Here is a 15,569-nt window from a genome sequence, read left to right as displayed (position 1 = left end):
CGAGCACCGTTATGGCCAACATTCCCGTCGACGCAACCGCGTTTGCCGCGTTCGACATGGTGGAGCTCAGCGCCGAGTCGTTCGACGTCAAGCTGGCCGAGGCCGGGGATGAACTGGCCGTGGTGTTTTTCTGGGGTCTCGACTGCTTCAACTGCGAGATCGCGAAGAAGGCGATGCTGACGCAGCCGGACGCGATTCGCGCGCTCGGTCTCCGATGGTTTCACAGCAACGTCTACGAGCACCGCGAACTGGGCCGTCGCTTCATGCTTCACGGCGTGCCCACATGGTTCTTCTTCCACCGTGGCAAGCGGCTCGGCCGGGCAACCGGCTGGCACCGCCTTGGGCAGTTCGAGGCGGCGGTCGCGGCCGCGCGGGAAAAAATCCGGGCGGCCACAGCCGGCGGCAGTGCGCGAGGTAGCGACAAAAGCGGCAAAAGTTCGAGCGATTGAAAAAAATTAAAGACCGCATCGCAAAAGAGGTCTTGAAAACGATGCGGACGCACTCATGTTGAGTGCAGGTATGAATTGAGGGCGGAGTGCCTTACCGCCAGATGGGCAAAAAGGCGCTTCCCGCAGCGATCAAAGTCAGGAGATTAGTAAAAATGGGCAAAATCATCGGCATCGACCTCGGCACGACCAACTCGTGCGTGGCGATCATGGAAGGCAATTCGGTCAAGGTGATCGAGAATTCGGAAGGCGCGCGCACCACGCCGTCGATCATCGCTTACATGGAAGACGGCGAGATTCTCGTCGGCGCGCCTGCCAAGCGTCAGTCGGTTACGAACCCGAAGAACACGCTGTACGCAATCAAGCGCCTGATCGGCCGCCGCTTCGAAGAAAAGGAAGTGCAGAAAGACATCGGTCTGATGCCGTACAAGATCATGAAGGCCGACAACGGCGACGCATGGGTCCAGGTGCGCGACGACAAACTGGCTCCGCCGCAAATCTCGGCGGAAGTGCTGCGCAAGATGAAGAAGACCGCTGAAGACTACCTCGGCGAGCCGGTCACCGAAGCTGTGATCACGGTTCCCGCGTACTTCAACGACAGCCAGCGCCAGGCTACCAAAGACGCCGGCCGCATCGCCGGTCTGGAAGTGAAGCGGATCATCAACGAACCGACCGCCGCTGCGCTCGCGTTCGGTCTCGACAAGGCCGAAAAGGGTGACCGCAAGATCGCGGTGTATGACCTGGGTGGCGGCACCTTCGACATTTCGATCATCGAAATCGCCGACGTCGACGGTGAAATGCAGTTCGAAGTGCTGTCCACGAACGGCGATACGTTCCTGGGCGGTGAAGACTTCGACCAACGCATCATCGATTACATCATCGGCGAGTTCAAGAAGGAACAAGGTGTCGATCTGTCGAAAGACGTGCTCGCGCTGCAACGCCTGAAGGAATCGGCTGAAAAGGCGAAGATCGAGCTGTCGTCGAGCCAGCAAACCGAAATCAACCTGCCGTACATCACGGCCGACGCGTCGGGTCCGAAGCACTTGAACCTGAAAATCACGCGTGCGAAGCTGGAAGCGCTGGTTGAAGAACTGATCGAACGCACGATCGAACCGTGCCGCGTGGCGATCAAGGACGCAGGCGTGAAGGTCGGCGAAATCGACGACGTGATTCTGGTCGGCGGTATGACCCGTATGCCGAAGGTGCAGGAAAAGGTTAAGGAATTCTTCGGCAAGGATCCGCGCCGTGACGTGAACCCGGACGAAGCCGTAGCCGTTGGCGCCGCGATCCAAGGTCAGGTTCTGTCGGGCGACCGCAAGGACGTTCTGCTGCTCGACGTGACCCCGTTGTCGCTCGGCATCGAAACGCTCGGCGGCGTGATGACGAAGATGATCAACAAGAACACCACGATCCCGACCAAGCACGCGCAGGTCTACTCGACGGCTGACGACAATCAGAGCGCCGTGACGATCAAGGTGTTCCAGGGCGAACGCGAAATGGCGGCCGGCAACAAGCTGCTGGGCGAGTTCAACCTCGAAGGCATTCCGCCGGCACCGCGCGGCACGCCGCAGATCGAAGTGAGCTTCGACATCGACGCGAACGGTATTCTGCACGTCGGCGCGAAAGACAAGGCAACTGGCAAGGAAAACCGCATCACGATCAAGGCGAACTCGGGTCTGTCCGAAGCCGAAATCGAAAAGATGGTGAAGGACGCCGAAGCGAACGCGGAAGAAGATCACAAGCTGCGTGAGTTGGCCGATGCCCGCAACCAGGGCGACGCGCTGGTCCACAGCACGAAGAAGGCGCTCGCCGAATACGGCGACAAGCTGGAAGCCGGCGAGAAGGACAAGATCGAAGCCGCGCTGAAGGACCTCGAAGAAACGCTGAAGAGCGGTTCGAGCGACAAGGCCGCGATCGAAGCCAAGATCGAAGTGGTGGCGACCGCCTCGCAGAAGATGGGCGAGAAAATGTACGCCGACATGCAGGCTGCGCAAGGTGCCGAAGCTGCGGCAGCGGGTGCGGCAGGTGCGGGCGCATCGGCTGGTGGCGCAAGCCACCAGCAGCAGGACGACGTTGTCGACGCCGAGTTCAAGGAAGTGAAGAAGGACTAAAGCCAGGTCGCATTTCGACCGTAAAGCCGCACACAGCGATGTGTGCGGCCCGGCTGCACAAGGGAATGCGCCCGTTCGGGCGACATGAACGTGCAAGAGCGGTTATCGCGCCTGGCGAGCCTTTTGGGCTCTCCGGGCACATTTGTTTTATGGAGGGCGTTGTTTAAGCCGCTTAAAAGCGGGGTGAACAACGGCCGGACGAGTCGTGAGACTCCAGCATTCAAGAGGAGCCGCCGCGCCGCATTGCGCGAGTGGTGTTGAACCGATATGGCGAAACGGGATTACTACGAGGTTCTGGGCGTCGCAAAGAACGCGAGCGACGACGAAATCAAGAAGGCTTATCGCAAGCTTGCGATGAAGCACCACCCCGACCGCAATCCGGGCAACAAGGATTCGGAAGGGCATTTCAAAGAGGTGAAGGAAGCCTATGAAATGCTGTCGGACTCGCAAAAACGTGCTGCGTACGACCAGTACGGCCACGCGGGCGTCGATCCGAATATGGGCGGAGCCGGTGCGCAAGGCTTCGGCGGCTTTGCCGATGCGTTCGGCGATATTTTCGGCGACATCTTCGGCCAGGCGGCCGGCGGCGCCGCACGCGGCGGTGGCGGTCGCGCGGGCCCGCAGGTGTATCGCGGCGCCGATCTGCGCTACAGCATGGAAATTACGCTGGAACAGGCCGCGCACGGCTACGACACGCAGATTCGCGTGCCGAGCTGGGTATCGTGCGAAATCTGTCACGGTTCGGGCGCCAAGCCCGGCACCAAGCCGGAAACTTGCCCGACCTGTAGCGGTTCGGGTTCGGTGCGGATGTCGCAGGGCTTTTTCAGCATCCAGCAGACTTGCCCGAAGTGTCACGGCACTGGCACCTACATTCCTGAACCGTGCGCGCATTGCCACGGCGCGGGTAAGGTGAAGGAAACCAAGACGCTGGAAGTGAAGATCCCGGCAGGTATCGACGACGGCATGCGCATCCGCTCGGCCGGCAACGGCGAGCCGGGCATCAATGGCGGTCCGTCGGGCGATCTGTACGTCGAGATCCATATCAAGCAGCACTCGGTGTTCGAGCGCGACGGCGACGATCTGCATTGCCAGATGCCGATTCCGTTCACGACGGCGGCCCTCGGCGGCGAGATCGAAGTGCCGACGCTTGCCGGCCGCGCCAGCTTCACGGTGCCGGATGGCACGCAGTCGGGCAAAACGTTCCGTCTGCGTGGCAAGGGCATCAAGGGGCTGCGTTCGAGCATTGCCGGTGATCTGTACGTGCACGTGCAAGTCGAAACGCCGGTCAAGCTCACCGAGTCGCAGCGCGAGTTGCTTCAGCAGTTCGAGAAGGCGCTGGTGGAAGGCGGCGCTCGGCATAGCCCGCAAAGCAAGAGCTGGTTCGACCGGGTGAAGAGCTTCTTCGATTAATGGCGGTTCGAAGTTGGCGGTAAGCATGACGGCAGATGAGCGCGGCGTAGTTTTCGCATTGCTCGACGATTGCGATGCGACGGCGGCGCGCCGTTCGAGTCGTCTGTACACGGGTTTTGCGCATGAGCGGGTTTGTACGAGCGCCGCGCAACTTGAAGCAGTGTGTGAAGCCGTGGCCGCGGAAACGCAGCGTGGCTTGCATGCAGTTGTGCTCGCCGACTATGAGTTCGGCCGGAATCTCGCCCTTGGGGATGTCCTCAGTTGGGGATTGAAAAAAACGCAGCGTAGCGATGCCACGCTGCGTTTTTTATTGTTCGAGCGTTGCGCGAAGCTGTCGCGCGAGGAGGCCGACGCGTGGCTCGTGCAGCTTGACGGTGGCGCGGCCGAGGCGTCGGTGGCAGGTACAGCGAACGTTCGTGAGAGCGTCGACCCACCGCAATTCAATGAAGCGATCGATGCCATTCATGCCGCCCTGCGTGCGGGCGATTCCTATCAGGTCAACTACACGTATCGGCTTGGTTTCGATGTATTTGGCTCGCCAACGGCACTCTATCGGCGCTTGAGAGCCCGTCAGCCGGTGCGGTACGGCGCGCTGATCGCGTTGCCGGGCGACGACTGGGTGCTGTCGTGTTCGCCGGAATTGTTCATCCAGAAGGAGGGCGCCACGCTGCGCGCCCGGCCGATGAAAGGCACGGCGCCGCGCTCGGATGATCCGGCGGAGGACCGGCACACTGCCGAGTTCCTCGCCAACGATCCGAAAAACCGCGCTGAAAACGTGATGATCGTCGATCTGTTGCGCAACGATCTGTCACGCGTGGCGCAGACAGGCTCGGTCAGTGTGCCCGTGCTGTTTTCGGTCGAACCTTATGCGTCGGTGTGGCAGATGACATCGACCGTGCAAGCGACATTGCGCGCGCGCACGTCGTTTGCCGACGTCATACGAGCGCTGTTTCCGTGCGGCTCGATTACCGGCGCGCCGAAGCATCGCACGATGCAATTGATCGACGCGCTCGAAAGCACGCCGCGTGGTCTCTACACGGGCGCGATCGGCTGGCTCGATGCACCTGCCGCCAATGCGAGCGATAGCGCCTGCGGCGACTTCTGCCTGTCGGTCGCGATCCGTACGCTGACGTTGAATGCTGCCACCCGGGAAGGCGAGCGCCATGGCACGATGGGCGTCGGCGCGGGTATCGTGCTCGATAGCGTCGCTGCCGACGAATATGCGGAGTGCCAATTGAAGGCCCGTTTTCTGACCGGCGCCGAGCCGGGTTTCGAACTGTTCGAAACGATGTACGCGACCCGGGAGGACGGTGTGCGGCACCTCTCGCGCCATCTCGCACGGCTCTCAGCCAGCGCCGCGACGCTGGGCTTCAAATTCGAAGAGAACGAAATCCGCACGTCGCTCGCGGAGAAATGCGCGGCGCTGTCGAAGCAAACGCCGCACCGCGTGCGTCTTGCACTGAACAAAAGCGGAACGGCGCAAATAACCGCCGCAGTACTGGCGCCGCTAGCCGAGCCAACTGTCCTCGTGCTGCTGGCGGCTGACCACGGTTTTACCGCAACCGACGCGAATGATCCGCTGCTGCGTCACAAAACCACCCGTCGCGCGGAATACGATCGCGGCTGGCGCGAAGCTGAGGCGAAAGGCGCATTCGACACGCTGTTCTTCAACGAGCGAGGCGAGTTGACCGAAGGCGGTCGGTCGAATGTGTTTGTGAAGGTGACGGGACGCTGGTGGACGCCGCCGCTAGAGTCGGGCGTATTGCCCGGGATCATGCGGGGTATGCTGCTCGAGGACGCCGACCTTCACGCCACTGAGCGTGTGCTGACTCTAACCGACGTGCAGAACGCCGAGGCGCTTCTGTTGTGCAATGCACTGCGAGGTGCGGTACCGGCAAAGCTTAAGGACTGACTGGGCAGCGGACTGCGCGCTGCCAGCGTTGTAACGGTGCGTGCTCCCGCAGCGCCCTAGCGCTGGCGAACGTGCAGCAATCGGGTCATCCAGTCAGTCAGGCGTGCGTGCCATATGGATTCACGCACGTCATGCGATGCGGTGGCGTGCTCGCGGATTTCCGCTACGTCAATCAGGCAAAAGGGGCTCATGGTCATCTCTCATCGGCTGGCGGCGGAGCCGCGTAAACAGGTAGACGAAGATAGACGACCAGGATTTGATGCGATATCGGACTATTCTCAAAACGAGTGAAAATGTGTCAGATTAGTCCGATTCCCTGTTGAGGCGGTCAGAACGTGTGTTCCGGCCCGGGAAACGAGCCGTCCTTTACCGCCCGCACGTACGCCTCAATCGCAGCCAGAATGCTCGGTTGCCCCTGCATGAAATCCTTCACGAAGCGCGGCCGCTTGCCGGGGAAAATCCCCAGCATGTCGTGCAGCACCAGCACCTGACCCGAGCAGTCCAATCCGGCGCCGATGCCGATCGTCGGAATCCGCAGTTGCTTCGTGACTTCGCTCGCCAGCAGTGTCGGAATCGCTTCCATCACGATCAGTTGCGCGCCGGCGTCCTGCACGGCGAGCGAATCGCGCAGCAACTGGCTCGCGCCCGCTTCGGTTTTGCCTTGCACCTTGAAGCCGCCAAACGCGTGTACCGACTGCGGCGTGAGGCCGACGTGCGCGCATACCGGAATCGAACGCTCGACCAGAAAGCGCACCGTGTCCGCGAGCCATTCGCCGCCTTCGAGCTTCACCATCTGCGCGCCCGCGCGCATCAATTCCACCGAGCTTCTGAAGGCATCCTCCGGCGTGCCATAGGTGCCGAACGGCAGGTCGGCGACCACTAACGCCGACGGCCGCGCCCGCGCCACGCTCGCCGTGTGATACGCGATGTCCGCGAGCGAGACCGGCAGGGTGGTCGTCTGGCCTTGCAGCACGTTGCCGAGCGAGTCGCCGATCAACAGCACGTCGACGCCTGCGCGATCCAGCAACGCGGCGAAGCTCGCGTCGTAACAGGTGAGCATGGCGATTTTCTCGCCGGCATCGCGCATCGCCTGCAGTTTCGGCACGGTGATGGCGTTCCGGCTCGCTTCCTGCAAATAGGTCATGGGGAAAATCCGTTGGGAAAGAAGAGGAGGCCGTGCTGCTTACAGCGACGTGCCTTTGACAAAGAATTCCTTGCGGCCGCGCATGGTTTCGATGCGCTCTGCGAGTAGCGCAAGGTCCGCGTCCGAGTCGAGCGGATTCAGATGTTCAGCGTTGACCGTCAGCACCGGCGTGCGGTCGTAGTGATAGAAAAACTCGTTGTAAGCATCGCACAGCGCGCGCAGGTAAGCATCGGAGATCTGCAATTCCATCGGCACTGCGCGCTTCTGAATGCGTGCGAACAGCACCTCAGGACTTGCTTGCAGATAGACGACGAAATCCGGCGCCGGCGCACTCACGTCGATCCGAGCGGCGAGGGCGCGGTACAGCTGCCACTCGTCTTCCTGTAACGTCAGGCGCGCGAAGATGTCGTTCTTCTGCGTCATGAAATCGGCGATCAGCGGCGTGCCGGACAGATGCACCGCGGCAACTTCTTGCGCCTGTTGCGCGCGTTGCAATGCGAAATGCAATTGTGCGGGCAGCGCATAACGCGCGGTGTCGCGATAAAAGCGTTCAAGAAAGGGATTGTCCTGCGGCCGCTCGAACAGTTCGTGCATCGACCAGCGCTGGGCCAGGCGCCGCGCGAGCGACGTTTTGCCGACGCCGATCGGTCCTTCAATCGCGATATAGCCGACTGGCGGACGCAAGTGCGGCGGGGTGACGGTGAGCGGCGGCGTGTTCATTCGCAATGGCCCTTGTCCGCGGTGCCGGCGCCGGCAGCCATTGCATTGAGCATCGGGCACTGACAGGGCGATTTGACCTTTTCGATACGTTGATCGGCAACGCTGCCGAGCAGCGCATCGGCGCGGCCATGCTGCGGGATGATCAACGCCGCATCGATTTCGACGAGCGGCACGAGTGCAAAAGCGCGCTCGATCAGACGCGGATGCGGCACGATCAGATCGGCTTCGTCGATCGATTGATCGCCGTATAGCAGGATGTCCAGATCCAGCGTGCGCGGTGCATTGCGAAACGGCCGCTCACGGCCGAACTGATGCTCGATCTTGTGGCACAGCGCGAGCAGATGGCGCACGGGGAGCGTCGTATCGACCTTCACGACGCAGTTGTAATAGTCGTCGCCGCCCGCGTCGATCGGGGCAGTGCGATAGAAGCTCGACTTGGCGAGCACGGTAATGGTGTGCTGTTGTGCGAGGCACACCACCGCGTCTTTCAGGGTCTGGCGCGCGTCCCCGAGATTCGCGCCGAGGCCGAGATAAGCAACCGTCATGGCATAACTTCCTGCGACTTTTGTTCGACGGCTTCAGCGAACGCTGCCTCAGTCTTCGTGTGAGCCGTTGTGGCCCGCTTCGTTGGCTGTGCGTTCGACTGGCGTGCCGCCCTCCATTCCGTCACCCGTTTTGCGGTTTCTGGCGCCACTGCTGCGCCGCCGTCGTTTTCTCGGGCTTCGGTCCTTCCCGCCTTGCGTGAGCAATGTCTCGCGCGCGGCGACGTCCCCTTCGATGAACTCCGTCCACCATGCGCCGACCGACTCATCGAGTTCGCCCGATTCGCAGCGCAACAGGAGGAAATCATACCCCGCTCTAAATCTTTGGTGTTCCAGCAGCTTCAGCGCGCTGCGGCCCGAGCGTTTTTCGAGGCGCAGCTGCAGACCCCAGATCTCGCGCATATCCGACGAGAAGCGCTTGTGGATCGCAAGTTTCTCGGTTTGCATGTCGAGGACTTCGTCCATCGCGCGATGCAGGGCGGGCACCGGATATTCGCCGTTTGCTTCAAATTGCTGCCAGCGCTGCTGCACGTCGTGCCACAGCAGCGTGGCGAACAGGAAGCCCGGCGACACCGGTTTGCCGGCGCGTACGCGGGCATCCGTGTTGTTGAGCGCGAGCGTGATGAATTTTTCGCCGGTGGGCTGTTCGAGAACCACGTCGAGCAGAGGCAGCAGGCCGTGATGCAGGCCTTCCTGGCGCAGCCGTTTCAAACAGGCGAGCGCGTGACCCGACAGCATCAGCTTGAGCATTTCGTCGAACAGACGCGCGGCGGGCACGTTGTTGATCAGATCGGCCATTTTGGCGATCGGCGCGCGGGTCGCGTCTTCGATTTCGAAGTCGAGCTTCGCGGCGAAACGCACCACGCGCAGCATCCGCACCGGATCTTCGCGATAACGCGTGGACGGGTCGCCGATCATTCGCAGCAGGCGCGCGCGCATGTCGGCCATGCCGTGGTGATAATCCAGCACGGTTTGCGTGGCCGGATCGTAGTACATCGCGTTGATCGTGAAGTCGCGGCGCGTGGCGTCTTCGTGCTGCTCGCCCCAGACGTTGTCACGCAGCACGCGGCCGCTTGCGTCCACGGCGTGCGTGCGGCGATCGAGCTCGTCGCGCTTCAGGCGGCGTGGCGGCGCGGCGTCGGCCGCGGGCGGATCGACCAGCGCGCGGAACGTTGAGGTTTCGATGATTTCCTGACCGAACTGCACGTGCACGATCTGAAACCGGCGGCCGATGATGCGTGCGCGGCGGAACAGCTTCTGCACCTGCTCGGGTGTCGCGTCGGTGGCGACGTCGAAGTCTTTCGGTGCGATGCCGAGCAGCAGATCGCGTACCGCACCGCCGACAATGAACGCGCGGTGGCCGGCCTGCTGCAAACCTTCGGTGACGCGAATCGCGTTCCTCGAAATCAGCGAGGGATCGATGCCGTGGACGTCGTGCGGAATGATGACCGGCACATCGGGATCGCGTACGGTTTTGGCAGCGGGGCGCGCTGGTTTGCGGCGCGCTTTGGCTGCGCCAGACGTGGTGCGCGCCGATGCGCCGCCAGTTTCGTCGGCTTCGGCTTCGGCGGGCGTGGTGTCGTCAGCGGGCGCCGAGTCCTGGCCGAATAGCTTGCGGATAAGTTTTTTGATCACGTGGGTTGAAAGAGTTCGAGGATGCGCCAGCCTTTGGCCTGCGCATGGGCGCGCAATGTGTCGTCGGGATTGGTCGCGATCGGATCGGTGACCTTGTCGAGCAGCGGGATGTCGTTGTGCGAGTCGCTATAGAAATAGCTGTGCTCGAAGTCTGCCCAGGTCTTGCCGAGCGAAGCGAGCCATGCCTCGGTACGGACGATCTTGCCTTCTTTGTAGCTCGGCGTGCCGGTGGGGCGGCCGGTGTACGGCGAATGCGGCTGGCCGTCGACGGTTTCCGCTTCGCAGGCGATCAGTGCCTGAACGCCGAAGGCTTCCGCGATCGGGCGGGTGATGAACTCGTTGGTGGCGGTGACCACGCAGCAGAGATCGCCTGCCTCACGATGCTGCTTTACCAGTTCCAGCGCGACGGGAAAGATTGCCGGTTTGATGACTTCGTGCATGTACTGCGCGTGAAAGTCGGCGAGCTGCGCGCGCGAGTATTTCGCGAGCGGCGTAAGCATGGCGATCAGATAGGCGTGAATGTCGAGCTTGCCGGCTTTGTAGTCCGCGAAAAAACGGTCGTTTTCACGGGCGAAATTTTCGGCGTCGACCATGCCGTGTTTCACCATGAAGCGGCCCCATTCGTGGTCGCTGTCGGTGGGGATGAGCGTGTGATCGAGGTCGAAGAGTGCGAGATTAGCCATGGGGGCCTATTTTACTTGAAGCGGCGGGTGACGCGGATGAGGCGGGCGCCGTTCGCCTCTCGTCGCCGTCGGGCGACGCCAGCATGGTACGCAACAGCGGCAGCGTGACCGCGCGCTTCTGTTCGAGCGAGAAGCGGTCGAGCGCGTCGAGCAGCGCCATCAGGCTCGGCATGTCGCGGCGAAAATGCGTGAGCAGGTAGGCGGGGACGTCGTCGGCGAGTGCAATGCCGCGTTCGCGCGCAGCGTGCTTCAGCACCGCGGCCTTGCCTTCGTCCGGCAGCGGCGCGAGATGGAACACGAGGCCCCAGCCGAAGCGCGTGCGCAGATCTTCGCGCACCGTCATGCCGATCGGCGCGGCGCTGCCGGCGGCGACCAACGCGCTGGTCGGATGTGCGCGCACTTCGTTGAACAGGTTGAATACGGCGATCTGCTGGGCCGCGGACAAACCGTCACAATCGTCGATCGCATATAGCGCGACGCGCGGGTCGAACGTGAAGGCGGCGAGACTGCTTTGCGGACCGGCATAGCGCGCATGACCCGGCGGCGCTTCGTGGACGAGCGCCTGCAACAGATGGGTGCGGCCGCTGCCGGCCTCGCCCCAGATGTAGAAGGTGCGATCGGCCACCGGGCCGGCCGCGAGCGCGTTATCCAGTTCGCGCAACCGTGTGACCAGTTCGGCGTTGGCGCCGGCGAAGAAATTGTCGAATGTCGATGGCGGCGGGGTGCCGAGATCGAGCGTCAGTTGACGAAGCACAGTAGGTTAATGCCGAAAATGGGCTAAGGCCGCAAATGGCCCGTACATCGGACCGAAAACAGTCAATGAGCGGTCAGTTGTTGTAAAGCGTGCTCGTCAGGTAGCTTTGACGCAACTCGCGCATTGCCACCGACAGAATCGCGCTGACCGGCAGCGCAAGCAGTACGCCGAAAAAGCCGAACAGCTGACCGAACGCGAGCAACGCGAAGATTACCGCGAGCGGGTGCAGGCCGATCCGTTCGCCGACCAGACGCGGCGTAAGAAAAAAGCTCTCCACAATCTGGCCGACGCCGTAAATCACGGCGACCGCGCCGAAACCGTACCAGTCGCCGAACTGTAGCAGTGCCGCGAGCAGCGCCAGCGCCAGACCAGTTGCAAACCCGATGTACGGGATGAAGACCGCCAGGCCCGTGAAAATGCCGACCGGCAAGGCAATCTCGAAGCGTGCAATGGTCAGCGCGATAGCGTAGTAGACCGCGAGCACCGCCATTACGAGCAACTGGCCGCGCAGGTACTGCGAGAGCATCTGGTCCATGTCGCGCGCGAGTTGCAGGGTCTTGTCGAGCCAACGGCGCGGGACCACGATCTGCATGCGCGCGAGCATACGGTTCCAGTCGTATAGCAGATAGAACAGCACGAGCGGTACCATCACGACGTTGCCGACCAGCGTGATCATCACGTTGCCGCTGGTGCGGATCGAGGTCCAGGCATAGCGCGCGACGGTCTGTGCGCTACCTTCCAGTTGCCCCATGACGAGATCGCGGATGCTGGCGAAATCGAGCGAATCGGCGAGGCCTAGCAGGGCGAGTTTCGGTTGCAGCCACGCGCTGACATGCGCGAACAGTACCGGTACCTGCTGCTTCAACTGCGGGCCTTCCTTCTGGACGACGGCTAGTACCAGCAGCACGAGCAGCGTCATCATCAGCGAGAACAGCAGCATCATCAGTAACGCAGCGAGTCCGCGCGGCACGCGTCGGCGCACCATCCACGCGACGCCCGGTTGCAGAATGTACGCGAGAATCGCGCCGAGCAGGAATGGCGTGAGGACCGGGCTCAGTAGCCAGAGCAGAATGCCGACGCCCAGCGCGATGGCTAGCCAGATGAAGGCGCGGCGCTGAACGGGCGTCAGAATCGAAGAGTTTTGCTGCAAAATTGTTTCCCAGGTGGTTGGCGCGGGTGAAAGTCCAGCCAACCGGCCGGCATCGGGTAAAATCGCATTTTACCGACCTTCTCGCTCTTCCCCATGAATCAACCGAAATCCGCCCCTGACGCCCAAGGTTTGTCGTATCGCGACGCCGGCGTGGACATCGACGCGGGCGACGCCCTTGTCGACGCGATCAAGCCCTTTGCCAAAAAGACGATGCGCGACGGTGTGCTGGGTGGCATCGGCGGGTTTGGCGCGCTCTTCGAGGTGCCGAAGAAATACCGCGAGCCGGTGCTCGTGTCGGGCACCGACGGCGTCGGTACCAAGCTGCGGCTGGCGTTTCAACTGAACAAGCATGACACGGTCGGCCAGGATCTGGTGGCGATGAGCGTCAACGACATTCTCGTGCAGGGTGCCGAACCGCTGTTCTTCCTCGATTATTTCGCATGCGGCAAGCTGGACGTCGGCACCGCGGCGACGGTCGTCAAGGGTATCGCGCATGGCTGCGAACTGGCCGGTTGCGCGCTGATCGGCGGCGAGACGGCTGAAATGCCGGGCATGTATCCGGACGGCGAATACGATCTGGCCGGTTTCGCGGTCGGCGCGGTCGAAAAGAGCAAGATTATCGACGGCAGCACGATTGCCCCGGGTGATGTTGTGCTGGGGTTGGCTTCCAGCGGGATTCATTCGAATGGTTTTTCGCTGGTGCGGAAGATTATTGAGCGTGCGCAGCCTGATTTGAATGCCGATTTTGATGGGCGGTCGTTGGCTGATGCGTTGATGGCGCCTACGCATATTTATGTGAGGCCTTTGCTCGCTTTGATGCAGCAGGTTGCCGTGAAGGGGATGGCGCATATCACCGGCGGTGGGCTGGTTGAGAATATTCCGCGGGTTTTGCGTGAAGGTTTGACGGCAGAGCTGGATCATCGGGCGTGGCCGATGCCGCCGTTGTTCTCGTGGTTGCAGAAGCATGGCGGTGTGGCTGATGCTGAAATGCATCGGGTGTTTAACTGCGGGATCGGGATGGCTGTTGTTGTTTCTGCTGCTGATGCAGATGCTGCCATTGCGATTTTGGCTGCCGCCGGCGAGCACGTTTGGAAGATCGGGGTTATTCGCGAGAGCGCGGTTGGTGAGGCTCAAACTGTAGTGGTTTAAAGATTTTTTTTGCCTGCGCGGCGCTTTGGGTTGTACGCCTGCGGCGGTGGTTTTTTCTTTTCTTATTGGTTTATTAGCGTTGCCCCTGTGCGGGGCGGCACCTACTTTTCTTTGCCTGCCGCAAAGAAAAGTAGGCAAAAGAAAGCGGCTCAAACCGCTAGCTCTTAAGCGGGTCCCCTGGCTTGGAGGGGACAGTGGAGCATCTGGAATCGGTGTCCTCGCACATTCAGCGCTGGTGACAAGGCGGTCATACTTCCGGCGGCGCTGCGCGCGCCGTGGCGGTACTTCATCAAACCGGTTGCCCGTTTCGGCACTTGGCGTTGCTTCGCAAAACCATCTGGCCGTTTCCGTACCGCGTTAAGGCGACCGCCGCGGTACTTCTCAAGCCGTAGCAATATTCTGCGTCCCGCCGACTTAACCGCCGGGCGTTGCTTCTCCAGCAAACCGCAAGCCACTTCGGTGCCGCACCGAGGCGAAGCCGATGGCCCCAGCCGCCCGCAAACGAAGTCACTGGTTTCCCTTGCACACCGTTCCGGCGAGCACGCAGTGCGAGGCGGGAAGGATGATGCCGGAAGCGCGTACGCCCCATCGGGGTTGGGAAGTACCGCTACGGCGCGCGCAGCGCCGCCGGAAGTATGACTGCCTTGTCACCAGGGCGGAGTGTGCGAGAACACCGATTCCAGATGCTCCACTGCCTCCTCCAAGCCAGGGGATCCGCTTAAGAATTAGCGGTGTGAAGCCGCTTTCTTTGCTTACTTTCTTTGCGGCGGCAAAGAAAGTAAGTGCCTGCCCCGCACAGGGGCGAAGCTAATAGACCACTAAGAAATCAAGGAAAGGCCACCACCGCAGGCACACAGACAAAAAGCGCCGCGCGGGCAAAAAAACCAGGAAAAAGCGACCACCGCAGGCGAACAACCAAAGCGCCGCGAAGGCAAAAAAAATCTCAAATTAACTCATCAACAGCACTAACAACCCGCGCGGTAGCGCCAACATCACAACAATCAACAACAACCCTCTCAGGCATCGCCCGCAGCCACGTCAACTGGCGTTTACACAATTGCCGGGTAGCAAAAACCCCCTTATCCCGCATGGTCGAGTAATCGACCACTCCATCGAGATATTCCCAAACCTGCCGATATCCGACACACCGCATCGACGGCATCCCCGGCGACAAATCCCCGCGCCCGCGCAACCTCACCACTTCGTCGACGAACCCGTCAGCCAGCATCGCATCAAACCGCCGCTCAATGCGGGCATGCAGCACGCTCCGATCAGAAGGCTCCAACGCAATCGGCACAAACTGCCAAGCCTGCGCAGCAGCATCAAAGCGTGGGGGCGCCGCCAGCAAAACAGACATCGCCTGCCCGGTCAGCATAAAAACCTCAAGCGCACGCTGAATCCGCTGCGAATCGTTCGGCGCGAGGCGCGCAGCAGTAACAGGGTCGACTGCGGCAAGCCGCGCATGCATTGCCGGCCAGCCATCGCGCGCGGCATCGGCGTCGAGCGTCGCCCGCACGTCGGCATCGGCGGCAGGCAGGTCGTTCAGGCCCTGCGTCAGCGCCCTGTAGTACAGCATGGTCCCGCCGACCAGCAACGGTACCCGCCCGCGAGCACTAATCTCGCCGACCAGGCGCAGTGCGTCGGTGCGAAAATCCGCCGCTGAATAGGCGTCAGCCGGATCGACAATATCGATCAGATGATGCGGCGCCAGCGCGCGCTCTTCCGCCGTCGGCTTCGCGGTGCCGATATCCATCTCGCGATAAACCAGCGCCGAGTCGACGCTGATGATTTCCACCGGCCGCCGTGCGGCCAAAGCCAGCGCGGCAGCGGTTTTGCCGGACGCGGTCGGGCCCAGCAGGCAGGGCACCGGCGTGGGAATACGTGAAGTCATAGGCAAGCCGGCGCGCGCGGAA

General features: G+C 61.8%; 13 protein-coding genes. 5 read left to right on the top strand and 8 right to left on the bottom strand.

Going from position 1 to position 15,569, the window contains the following annotated elements:
• Positions 1–11 precede the first annotated feature (11 nt).
• The 4 genes from WN982_RS17490 to pabB all read left to right on the top strand — a co-directional run bounded on the left by WN982_RS17490 (position 12) and on the right by pabB (position 5,879).
• A complete protein-coding gene (locus WN982_RS17490; RefSeq protein ID WP_341313173.1) occupies positions 12–449 on the top strand; it encodes a thioredoxin family protein in 438 nt (145 codons plus the stop codon).
• 152 nt (positions 450–601) lie between these two features.
• On the top strand, positions 602–2,557 hold the full coding sequence (gene dnaK / locus WN982_RS17485) for a molecular chaperone DnaK (protein ID WP_341313172.1): 1,956 nt from the start codon (positions 602–604) through the stop codon (positions 2,555–2,557).
• Positions 2,558–2,824: 267 nt separating this feature from the next.
• On the top strand, positions 2,825–3,967 hold the full coding sequence (gene dnaJ, locus WN982_RS17480; protein WP_341313171.1) for a molecular chaperone DnaJ: 1,143 nt from the start codon (positions 2,825–2,827) through the stop codon (positions 3,965–3,967).
• 25 nt (positions 3,968–3,992) lie between these two features.
• The gene (gene pabB, locus WN982_RS17475) at positions 3,993–5,879 is read left to right on the top strand and encodes an aminodeoxychorismate synthase component I (RefSeq protein ID WP_341313170.1); all 1,887 of its coding nucleotides are present in this window, start codon (positions 3,993–3,995) and stop codon (positions 5,877–5,879) included.
• A gap of 328 nt (positions 5,880–6,207) precedes the next feature.
• Here pabB and panB read toward each other — a convergent pair whose 3' ends face one another.
• From panB to WN982_RS17440, 7 genes are all read right to left on the bottom strand, one after another.
• Positions 6,208–7,023: a 3-methyl-2-oxobutanoate hydroxymethyltransferase gene (gene panB / locus WN982_RS17470; protein WP_341313169.1), complete on the bottom strand. Its 816-nt coding sequence runs from the start codon at positions 7,021–7,023 to the stop codon at positions 6,208–6,210.
• Positions 7,024–7,062: 39 nt separating this feature from the next.
• Positions 7,063–7,743, bottom strand: a complete 681-nt coding sequence (locus WN982_RS17465; protein ID WP_341313168.1) for a deoxynucleoside kinase — start codon at positions 7,741–7,743, stop codon at positions 7,063–7,065.
• Positions 7,740–8,288 carry a 2-amino-4-hydroxy-6-hydroxymethyldihydropteridine diphosphokinase gene (gene folK, locus WN982_RS17460; protein WP_341313167.1) on the bottom strand — a complete coding sequence of 183 codons (549 nt, stop codon included), beginning with the start codon at positions 8,286–8,288 and terminating at the stop codon, positions 7,740–7,742. Before folK ends, WN982_RS17465 begins: the two co-directional genes overlap by 4 nt.
• A 48-nt stretch (positions 8,289–8,336) precedes the next feature.
• Entirely contained in the window at positions 8,337–9,920 is a 1,584-nt protein-coding gene (pcnB, locus tag WN982_RS17455) for a polynucleotide adenylyltransferase PcnB (protein WP_341313166.1), read from the bottom strand.
• Positions 9,917–10,603, bottom strand: a complete 687-nt coding sequence (locus WN982_RS17450; protein WP_341313165.1) for an HAD family hydrolase — start codon at positions 10,601–10,603, stop codon at positions 9,917–9,919. Before WN982_RS17450 ends, pcnB begins: the two co-directional genes overlap by 4 nt.
• Positions 10,596–11,357 carry a DnaA regulatory inactivator Hda gene (gene hda, locus WN982_RS17445; protein ID WP_341313164.1) on the bottom strand — a complete coding sequence of 254 codons (762 nt, stop codon included), beginning with the start codon at positions 11,355–11,357 and terminating at the stop codon, positions 10,596–10,598. Before hda ends, WN982_RS17450 begins: the two co-directional genes overlap by 8 nt.
• Positions 11,358–11,430: 73 nt before the next feature.
• Positions 11,431–12,507: an AI-2E family transporter gene (locus WN982_RS17440; protein ID WP_341313163.1), complete on the bottom strand. Its 1,077-nt coding sequence runs from the start codon at positions 12,505–12,507 to the stop codon at positions 11,431–11,433.
• Between the two features lie 93 nt (positions 12,508–12,600).
• Here WN982_RS17440 and purM point away from each other — a divergent pair, with 93 nt between their 5' ends.
• Positions 12,601–13,656 (top strand): phosphoribosylformylglycinamidine cyclo-ligase, encoded by a 1,056-nt coding sequence (gene purM, locus WN982_RS17435; RefSeq protein ID WP_341313162.1) that lies wholly within the window; start codon positions 12,601–12,603, stop codon positions 13,654–13,656.
• Positions 13,657–14,599: 943 nt separating this feature from the next.
• Here purM and miaA read toward each other — a convergent pair.
• Entirely contained in the window at positions 14,600–15,547 is a 948-nt protein-coding gene (miaA, locus tag WN982_RS17430; RefSeq protein WP_341313161.1) for a tRNA (adenosine(37)-N6)-dimethylallyltransferase MiaA, read from the bottom strand.
• Between the last annotated feature and the right edge of the window lie 22 nt (positions 15,548–15,569).

Origin of the sequence: Paraburkholderia sp. IMGN_8, assembly GCF_038050405.1 — a bacterium.
In the GTDB taxonomy this organism is placed as follows: Bacteria; Pseudomonadota; Gammaproteobacteria; order Burkholderiales; family Burkholderiaceae; genus Paraburkholderia.
The sequence above is the reverse complement of the archived record's forward strand: the minus strand, read 5'-3'. Positions and strand labels throughout refer to the sequence as shown.